General features: G+C 75.2%; 18 protein-coding genes. 3 read left to right on the forward strand and 15 right to left on the reverse strand.

Translation table 11 applies throughout. The features are described 5' to 3' along the window. Positions 1 to 3: 3 nt before the first annotated feature. Positions 4 to 480, forward strand: a complete 477-nt coding sequence (locus tag ANAEK_RS13995) for a MaoC family dehydratase N-terminal domain-containing protein (RefSeq protein WP_012526785.1) — start codon at positions 4 to 6, stop codon at positions 478 to 480. A gap of 52 nt (positions 481 to 532) precedes the next feature. Here the strand turns inward: ANAEK_RS13995 and ANAEK_RS14000 are convergent, their stop codons facing one another. The 10 genes from ANAEK_RS14000 to trmFO form a co-directional block, all read right to left on the reverse strand. Continuing rightward, on the reverse strand, positions 533 to 1,285 hold the full coding sequence (locus ANAEK_RS14000) for a tetratricopeptide repeat protein (RefSeq protein WP_012526786.1): 753 nt from the start codon (positions 1,283 to 1,285) through the stop codon (positions 533 to 535). A 3-nt stretch (positions 1,286 to 1,288) separates the two neighbouring features. Further along, entirely contained in the window at positions 1,289 to 3,151 is a 1,863-nt protein-coding gene (gene dnaK / locus ANAEK_RS14005) for a molecular chaperone DnaK (RefSeq protein WP_012526787.1), read from the reverse strand. Beyond that, positions 3,148 to 4,107 (reverse strand): tetratricopeptide repeat protein, encoded by a 960-nt coding sequence (locus tag ANAEK_RS23630; protein ID WP_012526788.1) that lies wholly within the window; start codon positions 4,105 to 4,107, stop codon positions 3,148 to 3,150. The genes dnaK and ANAEK_RS23630 overlap by 4 nt, the downstream gene beginning before the upstream one ends. A 134-nt stretch (positions 4,108 to 4,241) precedes the next feature. Continuing rightward, positions 4,242 to 5,171, reverse strand: coding sequence for an ornithine carbamoyltransferase (gene argF, locus ANAEK_RS14015; RefSeq protein WP_012526789.1), 930 nt, complete (start codon positions 5,169 to 5,171; stop codon positions 4,242 to 4,244). 11 nt (positions 5,172 to 5,182) lie between these two features. Beyond that, entirely contained in the window at positions 5,183 to 6,388 is a 1,206-nt protein-coding gene (locus ANAEK_RS14020; RefSeq protein ID WP_012526790.1) for an acetylornithine transaminase, read from the reverse strand. A gap of 77 nt (positions 6,389 to 6,465) precedes the next feature. Further along, entirely contained in the window at positions 6,466 to 7,908 is a 1,443-nt protein-coding gene (gene hslU, locus ANAEK_RS14025; protein WP_012526791.1) for an ATP-dependent protease ATPase subunit HslU, read from the reverse strand. Beyond that, a complete protein-coding gene (gene hslV / locus ANAEK_RS14030; protein ID WP_012526792.1) occupies positions 7,908 to 8,453 on the reverse strand; it encodes an ATP-dependent protease subunit HslV in 546 nt (181 codons plus the stop codon). The genes hslU and hslV overlap by 1 nt, the downstream gene beginning before the upstream one ends. A 66-nt stretch (positions 8,454 to 8,519) precedes the next feature. Further along, positions 8,520 to 9,551: a tyrosine recombinase XerC gene (gene xerC / locus ANAEK_RS14035; RefSeq protein ID WP_012526793.1), complete on the reverse strand. Its 1,032-nt coding sequence runs from the start codon at positions 9,549 to 9,551 to the stop codon at positions 8,520 to 8,522. 60 nt (positions 9,552 to 9,611) lie between these two features. After that, positions 9,612 to 11,210, reverse strand: coding sequence for a hypothetical protein (locus ANAEK_RS14040; protein WP_012526794.1), 1,599 nt, complete (start codon positions 11,208 to 11,210; stop codon positions 9,612 to 9,614). After that, a complete protein-coding gene (trmFO, locus tag ANAEK_RS14045; RefSeq protein WP_012526795.1) occupies positions 11,156 to 12,517 on the reverse strand; it encodes a methylenetetrahydrofolate--tRNA-(uracil(54)-C(5))-methyltransferase (FADH(2)-oxidizing) TrmFO in 1,362 nt (453 codons plus the stop codon). The genes ANAEK_RS14040 and trmFO overlap by 55 nt, the downstream gene beginning before the upstream one ends. A 206-nt stretch (positions 12,518 to 12,723) precedes the next feature. On the opposite strand from trmFO, the gene ANAEK_RS14050 reads away from it, so the two are divergent. After that, the gene (locus ANAEK_RS14050; protein ID WP_232288217.1) at positions 12,724 to 13,107 is read left to right on the forward strand and encodes a TraR/DksA family transcriptional regulator; all 384 of its coding nucleotides are present in this window, start codon (positions 12,724 to 12,726) and stop codon (positions 13,105 to 13,107) included. A 79-nt stretch (positions 13,108 to 13,186) separates the two neighbouring features. On the opposite strand, the gene topA is transcribed toward ANAEK_RS14050, so the two are convergent. The 5 genes from topA to pgeF form a co-directional block, all read right to left on the reverse strand. Continuing rightward, the gene (gene topA, locus ANAEK_RS14055) at positions 13,187 to 15,682 is read right to left on the reverse strand and encodes a type I DNA topoisomerase (RefSeq protein ID WP_012526797.1); all 2,496 of its coding nucleotides are present in this window, start codon (positions 15,680 to 15,682) and stop codon (positions 13,187 to 13,189) included. 3 nt (positions 15,683 to 15,685) lie between these two features. Then, on the reverse strand, positions 15,686 to 16,624 hold the full coding sequence (gene dprA, locus ANAEK_RS14060) for a DNA-processing protein DprA (RefSeq protein ID WP_012526798.1): 939 nt from the start codon (positions 16,622 to 16,624) through the stop codon (positions 15,686 to 15,688). A gap of 106 nt (positions 16,625 to 16,730) precedes the next feature. Continuing rightward, a complete protein-coding gene (locus ANAEK_RS14065) occupies positions 16,731 to 18,053 on the reverse strand; it encodes a LysM peptidoglycan-binding domain-containing protein (protein WP_012526799.1) in 1,323 nt (440 codons plus the stop codon). Beyond that, complete coding sequence (locus tag ANAEK_RS14070; RefSeq protein WP_232288218.1) at positions 18,050 to 18,919, reverse strand: tol-pal system YbgF family protein; 870 nt, start codon at positions 18,917 to 18,919, stop codon at positions 18,050 to 18,052. Before ANAEK_RS14070 ends, ANAEK_RS14065 begins: the two co-directional genes overlap by 4 nt. A gap of 34 nt (positions 18,920 to 18,953) precedes the next feature. Beyond that, a complete protein-coding gene (gene pgeF / locus ANAEK_RS14075; RefSeq protein ID WP_012526801.1) occupies positions 18,954 to 19,712 on the reverse strand; it encodes a peptidoglycan editing factor PgeF in 759 nt (252 codons plus the stop codon). A gap of 88 nt (positions 19,713 to 19,800) precedes the next feature. On the opposite strand from pgeF, the gene ANAEK_RS14080 reads away from it, so the two are divergent. Next, positions 19,801 to 21,285: a diguanylate cyclase gene (locus ANAEK_RS14080; RefSeq protein ID WP_012526802.1), complete on the forward strand. Its 1,485-nt coding sequence runs from the start codon at positions 19,801 to 19,803 to the stop codon at positions 21,283 to 21,285. The last annotated feature ends 27 nt before the right edge of the window (positions 21,286 to 21,312 follow it).

Raw genomic sequence — 21,312 nt, forward strand, 5'->3', positions numbered from 1 at the left:
CGCGTGCCCATCGACCGCAAGCACCTCGGCCGGCGCTACGGCCCGTACCGCTTCACCGTCGGTCTCGAGCAGATCCGCGACTTCGCCGCGGCGACCGGCGGCGGCGTGCCCGGCCGGGTCTTCGCGGTGCCGCCGGAGCGCGCCCACCCGTGGACCTGGGACGAGGCCGCGGCCGCCGCCTCGCCGCACGGCGGGCTGGTCGCGCCCCCCACCTTCGCGGCCGCGTTCGCCATCCAGCCGTTCGCGAACGCCTGCGCCGACCCGGCGCTCGGGGTGAACGTGCTCCGCCTCGTCCACGCGGAGCAGTCGTTCGAGCTGGAGGCCCCGGTGCGCCCCGGGGACGTGCTCGAGACCGAGGGCGAGATCACCCGGATCCAGGACCGGGGCAGCCTCGACTTCCTCGAGGTCACCACCGAGACCCGGAACCAGCGCGGCGAGCGCGTGGTGCGCGGGGTCTGGACCGCGATCATCCGGAACTGAGGCCCGCTCGTGGTGGACCGTCGAGCCGCGGGCGGGGCGGCGCGCAGGACCGTCAGGTCGTGATGACCCCGTCCGCGATCAGGTTCGCCAGGATGCGCGCGGTGTCGAGGCGCGGCAGACCGGAGAGCGCGAAGAGCGCCTCGTAGTCCACGAAGCCGTCGATCTGCGCGAGCAGGAAGCCGGCCCGGTGGTCGAGGTTCAGCCACATGATCTCCTCCGGCTTGATCGCGAGCCGGGGGACGCCGCCGAGCGGGCCGAGCTTCGACTCGTACATGGCGATGAGCGTGGCCTCGTTCTGGCGCAGGTACTCGCGCGCCTCGCGGTGATCCGGGTCGACCTGCAGGATCTTCTCGATCAGCTCCAGCGATCCGGTGAAGTCGCCGAGCGCGAACAGCTCGCGGGCGGCCTGCATCCAGACCTCCACGTCGCGGGCGCCCGGGGAGTCGCCGCGCGCGGCCTTCGCCGGCACCAGCGGGCGGATGTCCGATTTCTCGGCCACCGCGTCGAGATCCAGGCCGCCCTCCGGCTCCAGCTGAAGCTCGATGATCTCCGCCGCCGACGGCAGCGCGTCCCACGGCGAGTCGCCGGGCGCCGGCGCCGGCCGCGCCGCCGGCGGCGGCAGCGGGATCGGGTCCGCGGTGGCGCCGCCGGGCATCCCGCCGCCGAGCAGCGACAGGTACGAGCGCGCCTTCGGGTTGCCCGGGTCGCGCTCCAGCGCCTGCTGGAACGAGCGCAGCGCCTCGCCCACCCGCCCGGCCACGTAGGCCTTGATGCCGCGGTCGATGAGCTCGTTCACGTCCGCCACGGCTCACCTCGTGCCGGGCCGCGCCGTGGCGGCCAGGCCCTTGAACAGCTGCAGCGTGCGCTCGAGCGGCTCCTCCTCGGCGGCGAGCGCGGCGAGATCGCGCGCCTCGACCGCGGTGCGCGCCCGGGCGAGCACCCCCTTCGCCTTCAGCACCGCGTCCTTGCCGAACCGCGTCCGCTCCAGCGCGTCGTGCACCTCCGGGCCGAGCGCCTCGATCTCGCGGACCAGCGCCAGCACCCGGTCCCGCCGCGTCTCGAACTCGCGCGCGGTCTGCTTGCGCTCGAGCAGCTCGTCGATCTGCTCGTCGAGGATGTGCCGCATCTCGTCCTCGGTGAGGCCGGAGGTGGCGGTCACCGAGATCGACTGCTGCAGGCCGGTGGCCACGTCGCGGGCCGACACCCCCACGATGCCGTCCGCGCTGATCTCGAAGGTGACCTCGATCTCCACCTCGCCGCGGCGCGCCGGCCGGATGCCGTCGAGCACGAACTCGCCCAGCAGCTCGTTGTCGATGGCGCGCTCGCTCTCGCCCTGGAGGACGGCGATGCGCACCGAGGTCTGGTCGTCCTGCACGGTGGTGAACAGGTGCGTCTGGCTGGTCGGGACGGTGGTGTTCCGCGGGATGACGGTCTGGAAGTAGCCGCCCACCACCATGAGCCCGAGGTTCTGCGGGGTGACGTCGAGCAGCAGCACCTCGGCGCCGGCGTGCGGCGCGGACAGCGCCTGCGCCTGGATGGCGGCGCCGAGCGCCACCACCTCCTCCGGGTGGACGCCGCGGCACGGCTCGCGCCCGAAGAACTCGCGCACCGCCTGCTGCACCCGCGGCATGCGCGTCATCCCGCCGACGAGCAGCACCTCGCCCACCTGCGACGGCCGCACGCCCGCGTCGCGCAGCGTGCGCTCGGTGACGGCGATGCACCGGTCCACCAGGTCCTTGGTGAGCTCCTCCAGCTTCTCGCGCGAGAGCTGGCGATCCAGGTGGAGCGCGCTCTTGCCCTCCCCGCCCCCGACCAGGAACGGCAGGTGGAGGGCGGTGGACGGGAGCGAGGACAGCTCGCACTTGGCCCGCTCCGCGGCGTCGCGCAGGCGCTGGAGCGCCATCTTGTCCTGGCGCAGGTCGATGCCGCCGTTCTCCTTCGCGAAGCCGAACGTGAGCCAGTCCATGACCCGGCGATCGAAGTCCTCGCCGCCGAGGTAGGTGTCGCCGCCCACCGCCACCACGTCGTAGACGCTCTTGCCGATGTCGAGCACCGACACGTCGAACGTCCCGCCGCCCAGGTCGAAGACCACCACCTTGCGCTCGATCTGCTTGCCGAAGCCGTACGCGAGCGCGGCGCTGGTGGGCTCGTTGATGATGCGGAGCACCTCGAGCCCGGCGATCCGCCCGGCGTCCTTGGTGGCGTGGCGCTGGCCGTCGTTGAAGTAGGCGGGGACGGTGATCACGGCGCGGCTCACCGGCTGCCCGAGCCACGCCTCGGCGTCCGCCCTCAGCTCGGCCAGCACCATGGCCGAGATCTCCTGCACCGCGAGCGTCCGCCCGCCCAGCTCCACGCGGACGTCGTGGCCCTCCGGCCCGGCCACCAGCCGGTACGGCAGCACCTGGCGCGCGTCCTCGATCTCCTTCGAGCCCCAGCGGCGGCCGATGAGCCGCTTCGCCGCGAAGACGGTGTCCTCGGCGTTGGTGATGGCCTGGCGCTTCGCGAGCGCGCCCACCAGCCGCTTCCCGTTGCGGGCGAACGCCACCACTGAGGGCGTGAGGAGCTGGCCGCTGCGGCCCGGGATGACGCGCGGGACGCCGTCCTGCACGGTGGCGACCACCGAGTTGGTGGTGCCGAGGTCGATGCCGATGACGGGCTCGCTCGCGCTCATCCGAGGAAGCTCCAGCGCAGCCGCTTCAGCCGCTCGCGCGCCTGCTCCAGCTTCGGGTCCAGCTCCACGGCCCGCTCCAGCGCGCGGCGCGCCTCCTTGCGCGCCCCCTGGGCCTCCAGCGCCAGGCCGAGCGCCTCGTGCGCGAACCCGGCCGTCGGCTGGGCGCGGACCGCCGCCTCGGCCAGCGCGTGCGCGGCGACCGCGTCACCCACCGTGAGCGCCGCCCGCGCGCCACCCGCGGCCGCCCGCGCGTGGCGGGGGTCGGCCTCGAGCGCCTCCCGGAACGCCGCGAGCGCCTTGGCGGGCGCGCCCATGGCCTCGGCGGCCAGCCCGCGCTCGTAGGCGTCGCCGGCGCGCTGCACCGCCGCGCGCCGCCGCGCCTCGGCCGCGAGCGCGGCCACCTCCGCGTTCTGCGGGTCCATCCCCTGCGCGAGCACCAGGTCGTTCGCGGCCTGGACCACCTGCCCGGCGCGCAGGGACTCCTTGCCCCGCCGCACCAGGTCGGCCACGCGGGCGGCGCGGGCCACGAGCGGGCTCTGGCGGGCGAGCCGCGCCCGGCGCTCCTCCGAGCGGCGCTCGTCCTCCAGCTTGCGCAGCTCCATCCGCGCGAACTCGTCGGCCGGCGCGGTCTCGCGCGCGTAGGCGGCGCGCCTCGCCTCGTCGGCGAGCACGTCGCGCGCCTCGGTGAGGCGACGGAACACCTTCTCCAGCCGGGCGCGGTAGCTCCCCAGCCGCTTCCCCGGATAGCGATCCGGGTGGAAGACCTTCACCTTCTCGAGGTAGGCGGCGCGCGCGGCCTCCACCGGCGCGTTCCAGGGCAGGCCCAGCACGTCCCAGTGCGTCCAGCGCGGCAGGCTCCCCTCGGCGAACAGGATCTCGCGCCGCCGCTCGGCGCCGAGGTCCACGTCCTCCTGGAGATCCGCCGGATCGAACGCGAAGCCGCTGTATCGATCCACGCTCAACCGTCTCCCCCCGCCCGTACGTCGGCGGCCCCGAGATTAACGACCGGGACCGCAGGGGGTCAAATCCGCTCCGCGCGCGCCCGCCCCACGGGCCCCGGACACGCGCCGGGGCCCGTCCGGGCGGCCAGTCACCGGCCGGCGAGCAGCAGCTCGAGCAGCGCCTTCTGGGCGTGCAGCCGGTTCTCGGCCTCGTCGAAGACCGCGGACTGCGGGCCCTCCAGCACCTCGTCGGTGATCTCCTCGCCGCGGTGCGCCGGCAGGCAGTGGAGCACCACCGCGTTCGGCCGCGCCCGCGCCATCAGCGGCCCGTCCACGATGAACCCCTCGAACCGGCGGCGGCGCTCCTCCGCCTCCTGCTCCTGGCCCATGCTGGCCCAGACGTCGGTGTTCACCACGTGCGCGCCCGCCACCGCCTCGGCCGGCGAGCGGAACACCTTCGCCCGCCCGGCCGCGCGGGCGAGCAGCGCCGGGTCCGGGTCGTAGCCCGCCGGGCAGGCGAGGTGCAGCTCGAACCCGAGCAGCACGCACGCCTCCAGCCAGCTGTTGGCCATGTTGTTGCCGTCGCCCACCCACGCCACCCGCAGGCCGGGCTTGGTGAGCGCGTCCGAGCCGAAGCGCTCGGTGACCGTGAGCAGGTCGGCCAGCACCTGGCACGGGTGCGACGCGTCGGTGAGCGCGTTCACCACCGGCACGCCGGCGTAGCGCGCCATCTCCTCGATCTTCTCGTGCCCGTACGTGCGCACCACCAGGCAGTCCAGGTAGCGCGACAGCACGCGGGCCGTGTCGCGGATCGGCTCCCCTCGCCCGAGCTGCGTGTCGCGCGGCGAGAGCATGATCGACCCCGCGCCGAGCTGGTGCGCCGCCACCTCGAACGAGACGCGGGTGCGGGTGGAGGCCTTCTCGAACACCAGGCCGACGGTGCGCCGCTCCAGCGGCCGCGGGCCGCCCTTGCCGAGGAGCTTCCACTCCGCGGCGCGCTCCACCAGCTCGAGCAGCTCCGAGCGATCCAGGTCGGTGATGCGGAGGAAGTCGCGCTTCTCGCGGGGCGAGGTGGCCATGGGGTCCTCTCTCAGGGCTTCGCCGGCGCCGCCGCCAGGGCCGCGCCGAGCCGCTCCACGGCCAGGTCGGCCTCGGCGGCGGTCAGGGTGAGCGGCGGGGCCAGGCGCAGCACGTCGTCGCCGATGGCGTTCACGAGGAGGCCCTGCGCGCGGGCGGCCTTCATCACCTCGGCGGCCGCCACCCCCTGCACGATCACGCCGAGCAGCATGCCCCTGCCGCGGACCCGGGCCACCCGGCCGCCGGAGGCGAGCGCCTCCAGCCCGGCGCGGAGCCGCGCCGCGACCTCGCGCGAGCGCTCCAGCACGCCGCCCCGCAGCTCGGCCAGCACCGCGAGGGCCACCGCGCAGGCGAGCGGGTTGCCGCCGTAGGTGGTGCCGTGGCTGCCGGGGGTGAGGTGCTGGCCGACCTCCTCGGTGGCGAGCATCGCGCCGATGGGGAACCCGCCGCCGAGCGCCTTGGCGCTGGACATGAGGTCGGGCGTGATCCCCTCCCACTCGTGCGCCCAGAACTTGCCGGTGCGGCCCATGCCGGTCTGCACCTCGTCGAGGCACAGCAGCACGCCCTTCTTCCGCGTCAGCTCCCGCACGGCGCGCAGGTAGCCCTCCGGCGGCGGGACCACGCCGGACTCGCCCATGATCGGCTCGACCATGAACGCCGCCACGGTGTCGTCGAGCGCCGCCTCGAGCGCGGCGAGGTCGCCGTACTTCACGTGGCGGACGCCGGGGACGAGCGGCGCGAAGCCGGCCTGGTACTTCGGCTGGCCGCCCACGGTGACGGTGAAGAGCGAGCGGCCGTGGAACGAGTCGTGGCAGGAGACGATGACGTTCCGCTCGGGGTGGCCGCGGTCGTGGTGGAACTTGCGCGCGAGCTTCAGCACCGCCTCGTTCGCCTCGCCGCCGCTGTTGCAGAAGAACGCCCGCGACGCCCAGGGCGTGACCGCCAGCAGCGCCTCGGCGAGCTCGACCTGGCGCGGGATGTAGTAGTGGTTCGACACGTGCCAGACGGTGCGGGCCTGCTCCTCGAGCGCCTTCACCAGCGCTGGGTGGCAGTGGCCGAGCGCGTCCACCGCCACGCCGCCGAGGAAGTCCAGGTACTCGTTGCCGTCGGCGTCCCAGACGCGGACGCCCGCGCCGCGCGCGATGGCCACCGGCTGCTGCCGGTAGTTGGGCGTGAGCACCTGCTGCGCGCGCTGGGCGATCGACTCGTTGCGTGTCATTCCGCGCTTATAGCAGCCGGGCGGCGGAGAGTTCCAGATCCGCGAGCGCCCGGGTCGGGCGCGCCCGGGCGTGCGCCTCACAGGATGTAGCGCGACAGGTCCTCGTCCTGCGCGATGCCCTGGAGGCGGTCGCGCACGTAGGCCGCGTCCACCACGATCCGCTGCCCGCGCAGCTCCGAGCCCTCGAACGAGAGCTGGTCGAGCAGCCGCTCCATCACGGTGTGGAGGCGCCGCGCGCCGATGTTCTCCATGCGCTCGTTCACCTCGGCGGCGATCCGCGCGATCTCGTCCACGGCGTCGTCGCGGATCTGCACGTCCACGCCCTCGGTCGCGAGCAGCGCGGTGTACTGCCGCACCAGGCTGTTGCGCGGCTCCTTGAGGATGCGCACCAGGTCCTCGCGCGTGAGCGGCTCCAGCTCCACGCGGATGGGGAAGCGCCCCTGCAGCTCCGGGATGAGGTCGGAGACCTTGGCCACGTGGAAGGCGCCGGCGGCCACGAACAGCATGTGGTCGGTCTTCACCACGCCGTACTTGGTGTTGACGTTGGAGCCCTCGACGATCGGCAGGAGATCGCGCTGCACGCCGCCCCGCGAGACGTCGGGCCCGCGCACGCCGCCGCCGTCGCCGCCCGCGATCTTGTCGATCTCGTCGATGAACACGATGCCGGCGTTCTGCGCGCGGTCGAGCGCCTCGCGCGTCACGCGCTCCATGTCCACCATCCGCGCGGCCTCCTCGTCGGTGAGCAGCTCGAGCGCCTCCTTCACCTTCACCTTGCGCTTCCGCTTCCGGCCGCCGCCGCCCAGCATCCCGAGCAGCGGGTTGTTGCCCAGGTTCTGGACCATGTCCTGGAGGCCCTGCGCCATGTCCTCCATGCCCGGCCCCATGAACGGCATCACCGGCATGGCGCGCTCCGAGAGCTCCACCTCCACCAGGTCGTCGTCGAGCGTGCCGGCGCGGAGCTGGGCGCGCGCCTTCTCGCGGGCGCCGGCGGCGGAGCCGGCCGGGTGCGAGGCGGGCGCGGCCTGCGGCTCGTCGGGCTGCGCGCCGCGGCCGCCGAACGGGTTCCGGAAGCCGAGGCCGAAGCCGGAGCCGAAGCCGAGCGCGTCGAGGACCTTCTCCTCGGCCGCCTCGCGCGCCCGCTCGCGCAGCTTCGCGATCTCCTCCTCCTTCACCAGCTTGACCGCCGCCTCGACCAGGTCGCGGATCATCGAGTCCACGTCGCGGCCCACGTAGCCGACCTCGGTGAACTTGGACGCCTCGACCTTGACGAACGGCGCGCCGGCGAGCCGCGCCAGCCGGCGCGCGATCTCGGTCTTCCCCACGCCGGTGGGGCCGATCATGACGATGTTCTTGGGCAGGATCTCGTCGCGCAGCTCGGGCCCGACGCGCTGCCGGCGCCAGCGGTTGCGCAGCGCGATCGCGACCGCGCGCTTCGCCTGCGCCTGGCCGACCACGTAGCGGTCCAGCTCCGCCACGATCTCCCGCGGGGTGAGGTCCTGCGGCTTCGGGCTCGGCGCCATCACAGCTCCTCGATGGTGAGGTTGCCGTTCGTGTAGATGCAGATCTCGGCGGCGAGCTTCATGGCCTCCTCGGCCACCTGGCGGGCGTCCAGCGCCGAGTGGGCGAGCAGCGCCCGCGCCGCGGCCAGCGCGTAGGGGCCCCCGGACCCGATCGCCGCGGCCGCGCCGTTCGCCACCGGATCCGGCTCGATGACGTCGCCGGCGCCGGACAGCACCAGCAGGTGCTCGCGGTCGGCGACCAGCAGCAGCGCCTCGAGCCGGCGCAGCATCCGGTCGGTGCGCCACTGCTTCGCGAGCTCCACCGCGGCCCGCGGGAGCGAGCGCGCGTGCTCCTTCAGCTTCTTCTCGAACAGCTCGAAGAGCTGGAACGCGTCGGCGGTCGCGCCGGCGAACCCCGCCACCACCTGACCCTCGCCCAGCCGCCGCACCTTGCGGGCGGTGGCCTTCATGACGGTCTTGTCCAGGGTGACCTGGCCGTCGCCGGCGATCACCACCCTGCCCTCGCGGCGCACGCAGAGGACGGTCGTTCCGTGCATGGGGCGCATGCCCGAGAGGTAGCGCGGCCGCGCCCGGGGGGCAACGATTCACGGCGGCCCGCCCCGCGCCGAGCGTCAGCGCGGGCCGCGGCCGCCGCGGGCGCTGCGGCCGGGCGTCGCGCCGGGCACGCCGCCCGCGGGGCCGCCCGCGCCCGCGCCGCCCGCCGCCCCGGCCCGCGCGCGCGGGTGGGCCGCGTCGTAGACCGCCGCGAGCCGCTTCCAGTCGAGGTGCGTGTACCGCTGCGTGGTGGAGAGCGAGGCGTGCCCGAGCAGCTCCTGGATGCCGCGCAGGTCGGCGCCGTTGCCGAGCAGGTGCGTCGCGAAGCAGTGGCGCAGCACGTGCGGGTGCACGTGGCGCGGCAGGCCGGAGGCGAGCACCCAGCCGTCCAGGCGGCGCGCGACCGAGCGGCTGGTGAGCCGTCCCCCGCGGAAGTTCAGGAACACCGCGTCCCCGGCGCGGGCGTGGTCCGGCCCCGTGGCCAGCACCGGCCGGGCGCCGTCGAGGTAGCGCCGGAGCGCCTCGGCGGCCGGGGCGCCGAACGGCACGATGCGCTCCTTGTTCCGCTTGCCGAGCACGCGCACCAGCCCGCCGGCGAGGTCGAGGTCCTCGAGGTCCAGCCCGGTCAGCTCCGACACGCGCAGCCCGCTCCCGTAGAGCAGCTCCAGGAACGCGCGGTCGCGCAGCGCGAGCGGCGCCTCCGTGGCGGCGTCCGGCGTCTCCACCAGCGCCGCGACCTCCTCCTCCGGCAGCACCTCCGGCAGGCGCTTCGGCCGCTTCGGGCTCGCCACGGCGCGCGCCGGGTTCCCGGGCGCGAGCCCCTCGCGCACCAGGAAGCGGTAGAGCGAGCGGAGCGCGGAGAGCTTGCGGCCGAGGCTCACCGCCCCGGCGGCCCCGGCCTGGCGCGCCAGGAAGCCGCGCACCAGCGCGGGCGAGGACGGCACGAGCGGCTGGCCCTGGTCGGCGAGGTAGGCCGCGTACTGGGCCAGGTCCACCTGGTACGCCTTGCGCGTGTGCGGCGAGGCCCGCTTCTCCGAGGCGAGGTACGCGTCGAAGCGCCGGATCTCCTCCGGCACCTCGGGCGGCAGCGCGGACGCGTCGGGCGTCATCGGGGATCGCGTACCACCGCGCCGCCCCGGGCGACAGTTCCTGGCGCCGCCGGCCCCGCGCTAGCGCGGCAGCTCGGCCACGTAGGCGCCCTGGCGCTTCTCGTGGAGCACGGCGTAGGCGAGGCGGCGCGAGTCCGGGCCGACGAGCTGGGCCGAGCCGGGCAGCACGTAGGTGTCCACCCGCGTCAGCTTGCCGTCCTTCCAGACCCCGACGTCGAGCGCGTCGCGGTCCATGCGCTGCCAGGTGACGAGCAGCCGCCCGGGATCGCGCGGGTCGTACTCGAAGCTCTTGGCGCCCTCCGCCACCCGCTCCGGCTTCGCGCCGGGCGCGAGCCCCTCGGCCGGCACGCGCTCGACGTCGCAGCCCTCGCCGTTCCGGACGCAGCGGGTCCGGTAGTAGAGCCACCGCGCGTCCGGCGAGAAGGAGAACCCGAACGCGCCCTGCGCCACCTGGACGGCGGCCGTGCCGGGCGGCGCATCGAGCTGCGCCAGCATCAGGTCCACCGAGTAGCCGCCGCGCGTGGTGTGCTGCAGGAACGCGAGGCGCTTGCCGTCGGCGGAGAGCTCGAGGTCGGTCACGTTCGCGCCGTAGGTGCGCGACGGCAGGTCGAGCCCGCCCGCGCCGGCGGTGCCGGAGCGGACCCGGGCGTCGAACCGCTCCAGCCAGGCGAGCCGCGGCGCCCGCTGCGCCCAGCGCAGCTCGCCCACCTCGCGCGCGAGCACCGCGTCGCCGGGCTTCGCCACCAGCGCCAGGTGCAGGTCGCCCTGCTTCCCGGGGGTCGCGTCCGCCAGGAACGCGATGGCGCGACCGTCGCGCGAGAACGCGAACGCCTGCACCTCCTTGCCGAGCACCGCCTGGCGCGGTCCGGCCAGGTGGAGCGCGTAGCCGCCCCCGTCCTGAACGGTGTACGCGTACGCGCCGCCCGGCGCGATCGCGTAGTCGCCGCTCCGCTCCGCCACGCGGCGCGCCCGCCCGTCCGCCCCGACCACCGACAGCGCCGCGCCCGCCGACGCGCCCTGGCGCACCAGCAGCGCCGGGCCCGCTCCGCCGGACCAGCCCGGCCCCGGCTCGAGCGAGCCCACCCGGTCCAGGCCCGCCACCGGCTCGGGCTCGCCGCCGCCGCGCGACACGAGCAGCCGGCCGTCGGCGACGAACAGCAGGTCCTCGGTCCCGGGCGCGAAGCCGGCGAACGACACCGCCGTCCCGAGCGTTCGCGGCGCGCCGCCTGCCCGCACCACCACCAGCGTGCCCCGCGCGGTCGGGTACTCGTACTCGCCGAGCGCCGCGAGCGTGGCGCCCGCCGGGCTCCAGAGCAGGCCGTGCGGGAGCGTGGTGACCGCCCCGGCCACCCGGCGCGCGTCACCGCCCGCGGCCGGCACCAGCCGCAGGTCGCAGCTCGCGGTGCGCGGCGGCAGGAACTGCCCGCGCGCCTCGTTGCAGCCCTCGAGCACCGCCAGCCAGGCGCCGTCCGCCGACGCCTTCACGGCGCGCACCGGGCCGCGCAGCACGGCGCGCCCCGCGGCGCCCCCGGCGGCGGCGCCCGGCTCCTGCTTCGCGGGGCAGCCGGCGGCGGCGAGCGCGAGCGCCAGCGCGGCGGCGCGGATCAGCCCGCGGCGGGAGCCGCGGGGACGGCGGTGGGCGGGGCGGTGTCGATCCACGGTGCCAGCTCCTTGCGCGCCCGCTCCACGTGGGCCTCCTTGCGGCCGGCCTTGCCGCGGTGGCGCCCGGTGAGCGGGGGGAACAGCGCGAAGACCACGTTGCTCGGCTGGTAATCGTACCCCGGCGGATGCGCCTCGCCGGTGAGATGTCGATGGAGGGCGCCGAGGGCGGTCGCCGGCGGCGGCGGCCGGAAGGCCCGCCCCGCCAGCCGGTCCAGCACCGCCCGCGCCGCCAGCAGCCCGCAGGCGGCCGACTCCACGTACCCCTCCACCCCGGTGATCTGCCCGGCCAGGAACAGGTGCGGGGCGGCGCGCACCGACAGGTCCGGCGCGAGGACGCGGGGGGCGTCCACGAACGTGTTGCGGTGGATCTGGCCGAGCCGGACGAACTCGGCGTTCGCGAGGCCGGGGAGGAAGGCGCGGAAGATGCGGCGCTGCTCCGGCCAGGTGAGGCGGGTCTGGAAGCCGACCAGGTTCCAGGCGGTGCCGTCCACGTCCTCGCGGCGGAGCTGCACCACGGCGTGCGGCCGGCGCCCGGTGCGCGGGTCCTCGAGCCCCACCGGCTTCAGCGGGCCGTGGGCGAGGACCTCCAGCCCGCGCTCCGCCATGACCTCGATCGGCAGGCAGCCCTCGAAGTAGCGCGGCTCCTCGAACCCGTGCGCAGCGACCTTCTCGCCCTGGAGCAGCGCCTCCACGAACGCGTGGTACTGCGCCTCGTCGAGCGGGAGGTTCAGGTAGTCGTCGCCGCTCCCCTTGCCGTAGCGGGAGCGCGCGTACGCGATGCTCCGGTCGATCGACTCCGCCGCCACGATGGGCGCGATGGCGTCGTAGAAGTGGAGGCGCCCGCCGGTGGTCTCGGCGAGGCGCGCCGCGAGCGCGTCGGCGGTGAGCGGCCCGGTGGCGATCACCGCCAGCGCGGGCGGCGGCGGCAGCTCCTCCAGCTCGCGGTGGACGATCCGCACGGCGGCGTGATCCGTGAGCCGCGCGGTGACCGCCTCGCTGAACCGCTCGCGGTCCACCGCGAGCGCGTCGCCGGCCGGCACGCGCGTCTCGTCCGCGCAGCCGAGCACGAGGCTGCCGAGGCGGCGCAGCTCCTCGTGCAGCAGGCCGACCGCGTTGAGCGGGTTGTCGGACCGGAGCGAGTTGGAGCAGACCAGCTCGGCGAGGCCGGGCAGGACGTGCGCCGGCGAGCGGCGCTCCGGCTTCATCTCCACGAGCTCGACGGCGACCCCGGCGCGCGCGAGCTGCCACGCCGCCTCGGTCCCCGCCAGCCCTCCCCCGATCACGGTCACCCGCGTGTCGCCCATGCGCCCCTTTCCGTCTCCGCCCGCCCCGGCCGGTCGCCCGCCCTGCAGGCGCTCTCCGTCGCCTCGTCCGGGCGACCGTCCTGGCCGCGCGCCCGCAGGGTGCGCAACGTCACGAGGGAGCGCGCACGGCCCGGGACGAGGCGGCGACGGAGGGGATGGCCGGGCCGGGCGCGCTCCATCTATCGCCGCTGCGAAAGGAACGCAACGTGAGCGACAACGACCTTGGACCGCTGCGAGCCCAGCTGCTCCGCCGGCGCGGCACGCTCCTCGAGACCTCGCGCCGGGCCAGCGCCGAGCTCGACGCGCTGCGGTCGGCCGATCGCGACCCGGAGTTCGAGGAGGGCGCGCAGGCCGAGCACGAGCAGTACACGCTCGCGCGCCTCGGCGAGAACCAGCGCCGCGAGCTGGTCCAGATCGACGCGGCCATCGCGCGCATCGACGCCGGGGAGTACGGCATCTGCCGCGACTGCGAGCAGGACATCGACCCGCGCCGCCTCGCCGCCCTGCCGTACGCGGTGCTCTGCACCGAGTGCGCGCAGCGCCGGGAGCGCGCCCAGTTCGCGCTCCAGGGCGAGCCGCCCACGATGTAGCCCGTGCCCCGGGCGCGACGAAGGCCGGCCCGGGGAGCCCCGGCGCCGGCCTTCGCCTGTCCGCGGCGGTCGCGGACCGCTACGCCTTGGCCGGCTCCGCGCGGGCCGCCTCCGCGCCGCCCTCGCGCGGCTCGGCCTCGCGCCGGTAGCCGCACTCCTTGTTCGGGCACGCGACGAACGGGCCGGTCTTCTTCGAGTACTTGTCCAGCAGGTAGGCGCTGCCGCACTGCGGGCAGGTCTCGTTGCGCGGGCGGTCCCAGGCCACGAAGTCGCACTTCGGATACGACGAGCAGCCGTAGAACGTCTTGCCGCGGCGGGAGCGCTTCTCGCTGATGTAGCCGCCGCAGCCCTTCGGGCAGGTCACGCCGATCGAGACGGGCTTGGTGCCCTTGCAGTCCGGGTAGCGCGTGCAGGCGAGGAACCGGCCGAAGCGGCCGCGCTTCATCACCATGTCCGCGCCGCACTCCGGGCACTTGTCCTCGACCGGGACGTCCTCCTCCTTCTCCGGGACGATGTTCCCGTCCTCGCGCCGGAAGTTCATGGTGTTCCGGCACTCCGGGTACCCGGGGCAGGCGAGGAACTCGCCGTTGCGGCCCCACTTGATGACCATCTTGTGCTGGCCGCACTTCTCGCAGGTGATGTCGGTCTCGATGGCCTGCGCCTTCACGTTGCGCATGGCCTCGTCCGCCTTGGCGAGGTCCTCCTTGAACTTCGAGTAGAACTCCTCCAGCACCTGCTGCCAGCCGGCGGCGCCCTCCTCGATGCCGTCGAGCTTCTCCTCCATCCCGGCGGTGAACGCGATGTCCATCTCGCGCGGGAACGCCCGCACCAGCTCGTCGGTCACCAGGACGCCGAGGTGGGTCGGCTTGAACTGCTTCTCGAGCTTCTCGACGTAGCCCTTCTCCTGGATCGTGTCGAGGATGGCCGCGTACGTGGAGGGCCGGCCGATGCCGCGCTCCTCCATCTCCTTCACCAGCGACGACTCGTTGAACCGCGGCGGCGGCTGCGTGAAGTGCTGCTCGGGCAGCAGCTTCAGCAGGCGCAGCTCCATCCCGGCCTCGAGCGGCGGGAGCTGGCGGTCCTCGGCGCGGGCCACCGGCTCGGCGGCGTCGCCGTTCGTCTTCTCCTCCTCGGCCCCGGCCTCCTCCTCGGGCGGCTTCGCCCCGTAGACGGCGAGGTAGCCGGGGAACTTGAGGATCGACCCGGTGGCCCGGAAGACGGCGCGGCCGGCGGCGATGTCGGCCGAGGTCTGGTCGTAGATCGCCGGGACCATCTGGCAGGCCACGAAGCGGTTCCAGATGAGCTCGTACAGCCGGTACATGTCGCGCTCGCCCATCTGGTCGAAGAACGGCGCCACGCGGTCCGGCGTCCAGTCCATCGAGGTGGGGCGCACCGCCTCGTGCGCCTCCTGGGCGGCCTTCGCCTTCGTCTTGTAGACGTTGGCCTGCTCCGGCAGGTGGTCCGTCCCGTACGCCTGCTGGATGTGGGCGCGCACCGCGTCCACCGCCTCGGTGGCGAGCCGCACCGAGTCGGTGCGCATGTACGTGATGAGGCCGATGGCCCCCTCGTCGCCGAGCTCGACGCCCTCGTAGAGCTTCTGCGCGAGCGTCATGGTCTTCTTCGGGCTGAAGCCGAGGCGGTTCGCCGCCTCCTGCTGCAGCTTCGCGGTGGTGAAGGGCGGCGGCGGGTTGCGCTTGCGCTCCTTGCGGTCCACCGACGCGACCACGTAGCGCGCGCCCTCCAGGTCCTTCACCAGCGCCTGGGTCTCCTCGCCCTGCTTCAGGTCGGCCTTCTGGCCGTCCACCTTGAAGATCTTGGCGCGGAAGTCGGGCGGGACCTGCGCGGCGAGGTCGGCGTCGAGCGACCAGTACTCCACCGGCACGAACGCCTCGATCTCGCGCTCGCGCTCCACCACCAGCCGCACCGCCACCGACTGCACCCGGCCGGCGGACAGGCCGCGGCGGACCTTCTTCCAGAGGATCGGGCTGATCTGGTAGCCGACCAGGCGATCGAGGATCCGGCGGGCCTGCTGCGAGTCGAACTTCCTGCGGTCGAGATCGAGCGGCTTCTCGATGGCCTTCTGGATCGCCGTCTTGGTGATCTCGTTGAAGAGCACCCGGCGCACCCGGGCGTCGCCGCCCTCGGCGCCGAGCTCCTCGGAGATGTGCCAGGCGATGGCCTCGCCCTCGCGATCGGGGTCGGTCGCGAGGAAGACGTGGTCGGCGGTCCGCGCGGCGCGCTTGATCTCCGAGAGGACCTTCGCCTTCCCCTTGATGACGTCGTACTCGGGGAGGAAGCCCTTCTCGACGTCCACGCCGATCTTCGACTTGGGCAGGTCCTTCACGTGACCGACCGACGCCTTCACGTCGAACGACCGCCCCAGGTACTTCTTGATGGTCTTCGCCTTCGCGGGCGACTCCACCACCACCAGGCTGGTCCCGGTGGAGGTCTTCCGCGCTGCGCGGCGGGGGGTCTTCGGGGCTTCCGCCTCGGCGACGGCCGTCGCTTCCTTCGGGGCTGCCGCGGCCTTCTTCTTCTTGACCGCGACCGCGCCCGTCTTCGGCTCTCTCGCCATCCTCTAGATCCCCTCTCGACTGCGGCGCAGAAAGTAATGGCCCGGCCGCTGCTCGCACAGACCTTCCAGCTCGAGCGTCAGGAGCCCCGCCAGCGCGGCTCCCACCGGGATGCCCGCCTCGCGGGCGAGCTCGTCGGCGTGGCGCGGCCGCCGCCCCAGCGCCCGGAGCAGCGCCGTGCCCCGGTCGTCGAGCGCCGGCAGCGGCGCCTGGACCGGCGCGGGGGCCGCGAGGCCCAGCCCCGCCAGCACGTCCGCCGCGCTCGACGCCACCCCGGCGCCCTCGCGCAGCAGCGCGAGCGGTCCCGCCGACAGGGCGTCGCGCACGTCGCCCGGCACCGCGAACACCTTCACGCCCTGCGCGCGGGCCCAGGAGGCGGTGATGAGCGAGCCGCTCCCGGGGCGCGCCCGCACCACCACCACCGCGTCGGCCAGCGCCGCGATGATCCGGTTGCGGGCCGGGAAGTGGTGCGGAAGGCCGGGGCTCCCGTCGGGCAGCTCGGACACGAGCGCGCCGCCCGCCTCGACGATGCGCTCGAACAGCGCGCGGTGCTGGCGCGGGTACACCACGTCCACGCCGGTGCCCAGCACCGCGACCGTGTGGCCCCCGGCCTCGAGCGCGCCGCGGTGGGCCGCGGCGTCCACCCCGACGGCGCCGCCGGAGACCACCGAGACCCCTGCCCGCGCCAGCCCGGCCGCCAGGTCGCGGGCCAGCAGCTCGCCGTACTCGTCGGTCGCCCGGGCGCCGACCAGCGCGACGCTGCAGGCCGCCGTCCCCAGCTCGCCGCGCACGCGGAGCTGCGGCGGCGCATCCGCGAGGCGCGCCAGGCGCTCTGGATAGTGGCCGTCTCCGGGCCGGAGGGTGCGCGCGTCGGGGGTCAAGGGGTTGCCGCGGTTCGAGGCGGTGAAGGCGGGCCATATACCCGCGGGGTCCCACAGCGTCAAGCGAGGCGCCGGTGACGCATGCATGGGGCGTGCACGAAAACACCCCGGGAAGACGGGGCAATCCCCCGCCCGCCCGGCCGCCGCACGGCCTCGCCCGCCGGGCCGCCTACTGGGGAAGCCCGCGCGCGGTCCGCATCTCGAAGCGGTCGCCCACCAGCAGCTCGACGCGGCTGCGCGTCACCAGCGCCGCCGAGGCGTGCTCGCGCGCGTCGATGACCAGCAGGTCGCCCACGTCCTCCTGGGGGAGGGCGGGGTCGTTCGGGACCGTGTTGGGTGCCAGGCCATACAGATCGCCCGAGCGGACGACCTTGAGGCTGTTGCCCGTCTGGACGCCGTCGGCGCTGCCGCGGTCCACGAAGACCACCTGGTGCTCGGCGAACTGGGTCACGACCGACACCGGGGAGGCGATGATCACGCCCTGCAGGGCGCGCTGGTTGGCGCGCGGGTTCACCGGGCGGAACACCTTGTCGGTCCAGGGGGCGAGCAGCGCGCCGCGCTCGATGGCGTCGTTCGCGGTCGCGATCACCAGCGTGGCGGCCTTGTCGTCCACCGCCACCACCTTGGCCGAGCCGAGGATGCGGGTCTGGTAGCCGAACAGCTCCTTCGTGATCGGGTGCCGGATCGGCCGCTCGGTCTTGTAGACCACGTACGTCTCGCCGGGCTTCACGCCGGCCGCGCGCTTGAAGTGCGCGTAGCCGCGGTCGAGCGCGGAGAGCATGAGCTTCTCCTCGAACGCGGCCTCGATGGCGCCGGACTCGTCCAGCTCGCGCGGCGTCACGAAGCTCTCGTGCAGGGCGTAGCGCTGCTTCGCGGGGACGAAGCCGATCTTGTAGGGGCCGGAGACCGCCACCGCGTCCTGCTCCTCGGCCGAGGCCGGGGCGTTCATGTCGGCGCGGGAGAAGTCCTCCAGCTCGCGCACCGGCGCGGGCTCCTCCTCCACCTCGTCCACGCCGGCCACCGCCTCGACGCGCGCGGGCGCCTCGTCGGCGAACGGGTAGAAGCGCAGCAGGTTGCCCGGGAAGATCCAGTGCGGGTTCGTGATCTCCGGGTTGTAGGACCAGATCTTGGGCCAGTACCACGGGTTGGAGAGGAAGCGCCCGGAGATGTCCCAGAGCGTGTCGCCCTCGCGGACCGTGTACGTCTCCGGGGTGCCGGCGCCGCCGGCGGCGGGGACCGCCTCGGGCGCCGCGCCGAGCTCGATGGGCGGGGTGCCCTCGGCCTCGGCCGCGAGCGGCACGGCATCGCCGGCGGGCGGCGCGGCGGCGGGCGCGGCGGTCGCGCCGGTGGCGGCGTCGATGGCCTGCTCCACGCGCGCGTTCCCCTGGTCCGAGGTGGCCTGGGCGCCGCGGGCCGCGCCGAGCGCGCCGGCCTGGGCGAGCGCGGCGGCCGGGACGAGGGCCAGCAGGGCGACGACGTGCTTGCGGATCATGGAGCGCTCCTTGTGGCCGCGGCGGCCGGCGACGCATCGCCCGCCCGCGCGGAGGGTTGGCCGAGGCGTCCGCCGGCGCGCTGCGCGGCCGGGGTCCCCGGATAATCGCTGACGAGCCGCTGGAGGAGCGTGCGCTCCTCGTCGGCGTGGCCGAGCCGGGCGGCGCACGCGGCGAGCCGCTCCAGCGCGGCGCTCATGGCGTCGCCGGCCGGATACTCGTCGGCGGTCCGGCGCACCAGCGCGCACGCGGCCTCGCCGCGTCCGGCCGCCGCGTACGCCTCCGCCGACTCGAGCAGCGCGTTGTCGGCGGCGGGGTGCCGCGGATAGCGCGCGGTGAAGTCCTCGAGCGCGTGGGCCCGGTCCAGCCCGCCCTTCCGGCGCGCCGCGCGCAGCTCGCCGTCGGCCTCCGCCGCGATCCCGCGACCGCCCGGCGCGGCGAGCGCATCGAGGCGCCCGGGTTCCGGCTCGGCGATGCGGACGGCGGTGGGCACCGGGGGCGCCGCGCGGGCCGAGCGCGCCGCGGCGGCGCGCGGCGGCGCGAGCTTCACCACCTGGAGATCCGGCGGCACCACCGGCGCCGCGGACACGAAGCCGGGGATCTCGGGGCCGACCGGACGCGGCTCGGGCGCAGCGCGCGGGGGCACCGGGGCCGAGACCGGGCGCGCCGGGGCCGCGCGGGCGCGGGCGGCCAGCGCGTCCACCTGGCCGGAGAGCGCCTCGACGCGCCGGGACAGCTCCTCGTTCTCGCGCCGGAGCGCGCGCAGCTCGCCGCGGAGCCCGTCCACGTCCTCGCGCGAGACGGCGCCGCCGGCGCAGCCGGCGACGAGCAGCAAGGCCGCCGAGGCCTCTCGCACGAAGGGTCTCAAGATCCGGGAAATTCTAGGTGACTCCGCCGCCCCGTCAAGGAAGGGGGGCCGCCCCCGGCATCGGGCCGGGTGGGGCGATGAAGGCGATCTGCCGACCCGTGCGCCCGGCGTCGCGCCGGTGCGAGAAGAACCGCCCCGGCTCGCAGGCGGTGCAGCGGTCCAGCCGGTCGACGTGCTCGGGGCGCACCCCGGCCTCGAGCAGCACGGTGCGGTTCGCCTCCCAGAGGTCGAGGCGCGGGGCCCGCCCGTCGCGGACCACGCCCGGCCCGAGCACGGCGGCGAAGCGCGCGGCCAGCTCCGGCGAGACCTCGTAGCAGCAGGGGCCGATGGACGGGCCGATGGCGGCGAGCAGCCGCTCCGGGCGCGCCCCGGCTTCCCGGCACAGCGCCCGCACCCCCTCCCCCGCGGCGCCGGCGAGCGTGCCGCGCCAGCCGGCGTGCACCGCGGCCACGGCCCCGCCGTCCGGGTCCGCCAGCAGCACCGGCACGCAGTCGGCCACCGACACGCAGGCGGCCACGCCGGCGCGGCGCGACACCACCGCGTCCGCCTCCTCCTCCGGCGCGCACGGAGCGTCGAGCCGCACCACCCGCGCGCCGTGCACCTGCCGGACGCGGGCGAAGCCGAGCCCGGTGGCCGCCTCCAGCCTCCGCCAGTTCTCGGCCACGCGCGCCGGATCGTCCCCCACCGCGCCGCCCAGGTTCAGCGCGTCCCAGGGCGGCGGGGAGGCGCCGCCGGCGCGGGTGGTGAAGCCGTGCGGCCAGGCCGCCAGGAGCGCCGAGCGCACGAGGTCCATCCCGCTCTCATACCAGAGGGCGCCGGGCCAGGGGTGCGGGGGTCCTTGATCGCCTCCCGCGCGGGCACTACGCTTGCCGGTCCTGCCCATGCTCCGCTCGATCCGACGCTCCCTCGGCCGCAAGCTGCTCGTCGCGGTGGGGCTCCCCTCGCTGGCGTTCACGCTGGCGCTCGTGCTCTGGCTGCGGCACCGGACCCGCTTCGCCGCGCCGGACCTCGAGCCGGTCTACGGCATCGCGGTGATCGCCATCCTGCTGTTCGGCGCGCTGATGGGGGTGACGTTCGCGCTGGCCATGCGCTGGGTGATCGAGCAGCCGCTCCAGCGGCTGGCCGCCGGCCTGCGCCACGTGCGCGAGGGCGACTACCTCTACCGCCTGCCGGTGGAGGGACCGGACGAGCTCGGGATGGTGGCGGAGACGTTCAACACCACCCTGGCGGCGCTCACCGATCTGCACGCCCGGCGCATCGAGGACGAGCGCGAGCGCGTCCTCACGGCGCAGCTGGAGGCGCGCGTGAAGGAGCTGACGCTGCTGTTCGACCTGGCGCGGCGGCTCGGCGGCACGCTCGAGCTGGACCGGCTGGTGGCGACGCTGACCGAGCTGGTGGGCCGGGGGCTGGGCGACCACGCGTTCGCGCTGCTCCTCGCCGAGGAGGGCACCGGCGACCTGGTGGTCCGGAGCGTGTCCGGGCTGCCCGAGTCCGCGAATGGCGTCCGCATCCGGGCGGGCGAGGGCCCGGCCGGCTGGGCGGTGCGCGAGCGCGCGACCGTGCTCGTGAAGGACACCGGCGCCGATCCGCGCCGGCCGGTGCTGGCCTGGCAGGGCGAGGCGCAGGGCTCGATCCTGGCCGTGCCCATGATCCACCGCGAGGACTGCGCCGGCGTGCTCGCGTTCTTCCGGCCCGCCACCGACGCGTTCCCGCCCGACGAGGTCCGGCTGCTCGAGTCGGTCGCCGGCCAGGCCGCGCTCGCCATCGAGAACGCCCGGCTGCACCAGAAGATGGTCCGGCTCTCGCAGAGCGACGCGCTCACCGGCGTCCACAACCGGCGCAGCCTGTTCGCGCGGCTCGACATGGAGCGGGAGCGCTGCGAGCGGTTCGACCACACCATGGCGCTGGCCCTGGTGGACGTGGACCGCTTCAAGCAGTTCAACGAGGCGTTCGGGCACGCGGCCGGCGACGGCATCCTGCGCCGCGTCGCGGAGCTGCTCGCGGGGGCGGTGCGCAAGGTGGACCTGGTGGCCCGCTACGGCGGCGAGGAGTTCGCGGTGATCTTCCCGCGCGCCGACCGCGCGGCGGCGCTGCTCGCGGCCGAGAAGCTGCGGCAGGCGGTGGAGGCCGCGGCCCTCCCGCACGACGCCTCGGAGCGCGGCCGCGTGACCATCTCGGTGGGCGTGGCGGTGTGGCCCGACGACGCCAGGGACCTGGGCGCGCTCATCGACGCCGCCGACGCCGCGCTGTACGCGGCGAAGCGGGCCGGGCGCGACGCCGTTCGCGCCCACGAGGCCGGGATGCGCGTCCACCCCGGCCGGCGCCGCGACGTGCGGACGACCGCCGACGCCGAGGCGGACGCCTAGGACGGGGCTGCGCCCCCGCCCCACCCT

The organism is Anaeromyxobacter sp. K, assembly GCF_000020805.1.
Classification (GTDB): domain Bacteria; phylum Myxococcota; class Myxococcia; order Myxococcales; family Anaeromyxobacteraceae; genus Anaeromyxobacter; species Anaeromyxobacter dehalogenans.

What these genes read in the sequence shown, in the direction of transcription:
- hslV (WP_012526792.1), bottom strand. Translation starts at nt 8,453, where the DNA reads ATGCGCCCCATGCACGGAACGACCGTCCTCTGCGTGCGCCGCGAGGGC.
- ANAEK_RS14080 (WP_012526802.1), top strand. Translation starts at nt 19,801, where the DNA reads ATGCTCCGCTCGATCCGACGCTCCCTCGGCCGCAAGCTGCTCGTCGCG.
- dnaK (WP_012526787.1), bottom strand. Translation starts at nt 3,151, where the DNA reads ATGAGCGCGAGCGAGCCCGTCATCGGCATCGACCTCGGCACCACCAAC.
- argF (WP_012526789.1), bottom strand. Translation starts at nt 5,171, where the DNA reads ATGGCCACCTCGCCCCGCGAGAAGCGCGACTTCCTCCGCATCACCGAC.
- ANAEK_RS14020 (WP_012526790.1), bottom strand. Translation starts at nt 6,388, where the DNA reads ATGACACGCAACGAGTCGATCGCCCAGCGCGCGCAGCAGGTGCTCACG.
- ANAEK_RS14065 (WP_012526799.1), bottom strand. Translation starts at nt 18,053, where the DNA reads ATGATCCGCAAGCACGTCGTCGCCCTGCTGGCCCTCGTCCCGGCCGCC.
- trmFO (WP_012526795.1), bottom strand. Translation starts at nt 12,517, where the DNA reads ATGGGCGACACGCGGGTGACCGTGATCGGGGGAGGGCTGGCGGGGACC.
- hslU (WP_012526791.1), bottom strand. Translation starts at nt 7,908, where the DNA reads ATGGCGCCGAGCCCGAAGCCGCAGGACCTCACCCCGCGGGAGATCGTG.
- pgeF (WP_012526801.1), bottom strand. Translation starts at nt 19,712, where the DNA reads ATGGACCTCGTGCGCTCGGCGCTCCTGGCGGCCTGGCCGCACGGCTTC.
- xerC (WP_012526793.1), bottom strand. Translation starts at nt 9,551, where the DNA reads ATGACGCCCGACGCGTCCGCGCTGCCGCCCGAGGTGCCGGAGGAGATC.
- topA (WP_012526797.1), bottom strand. Translation starts at nt 15,682, where the DNA reads ATGGCGAGAGAGCCGAAGACGGGCGCGGTCGCGGTCAAGAAGAAGAAG.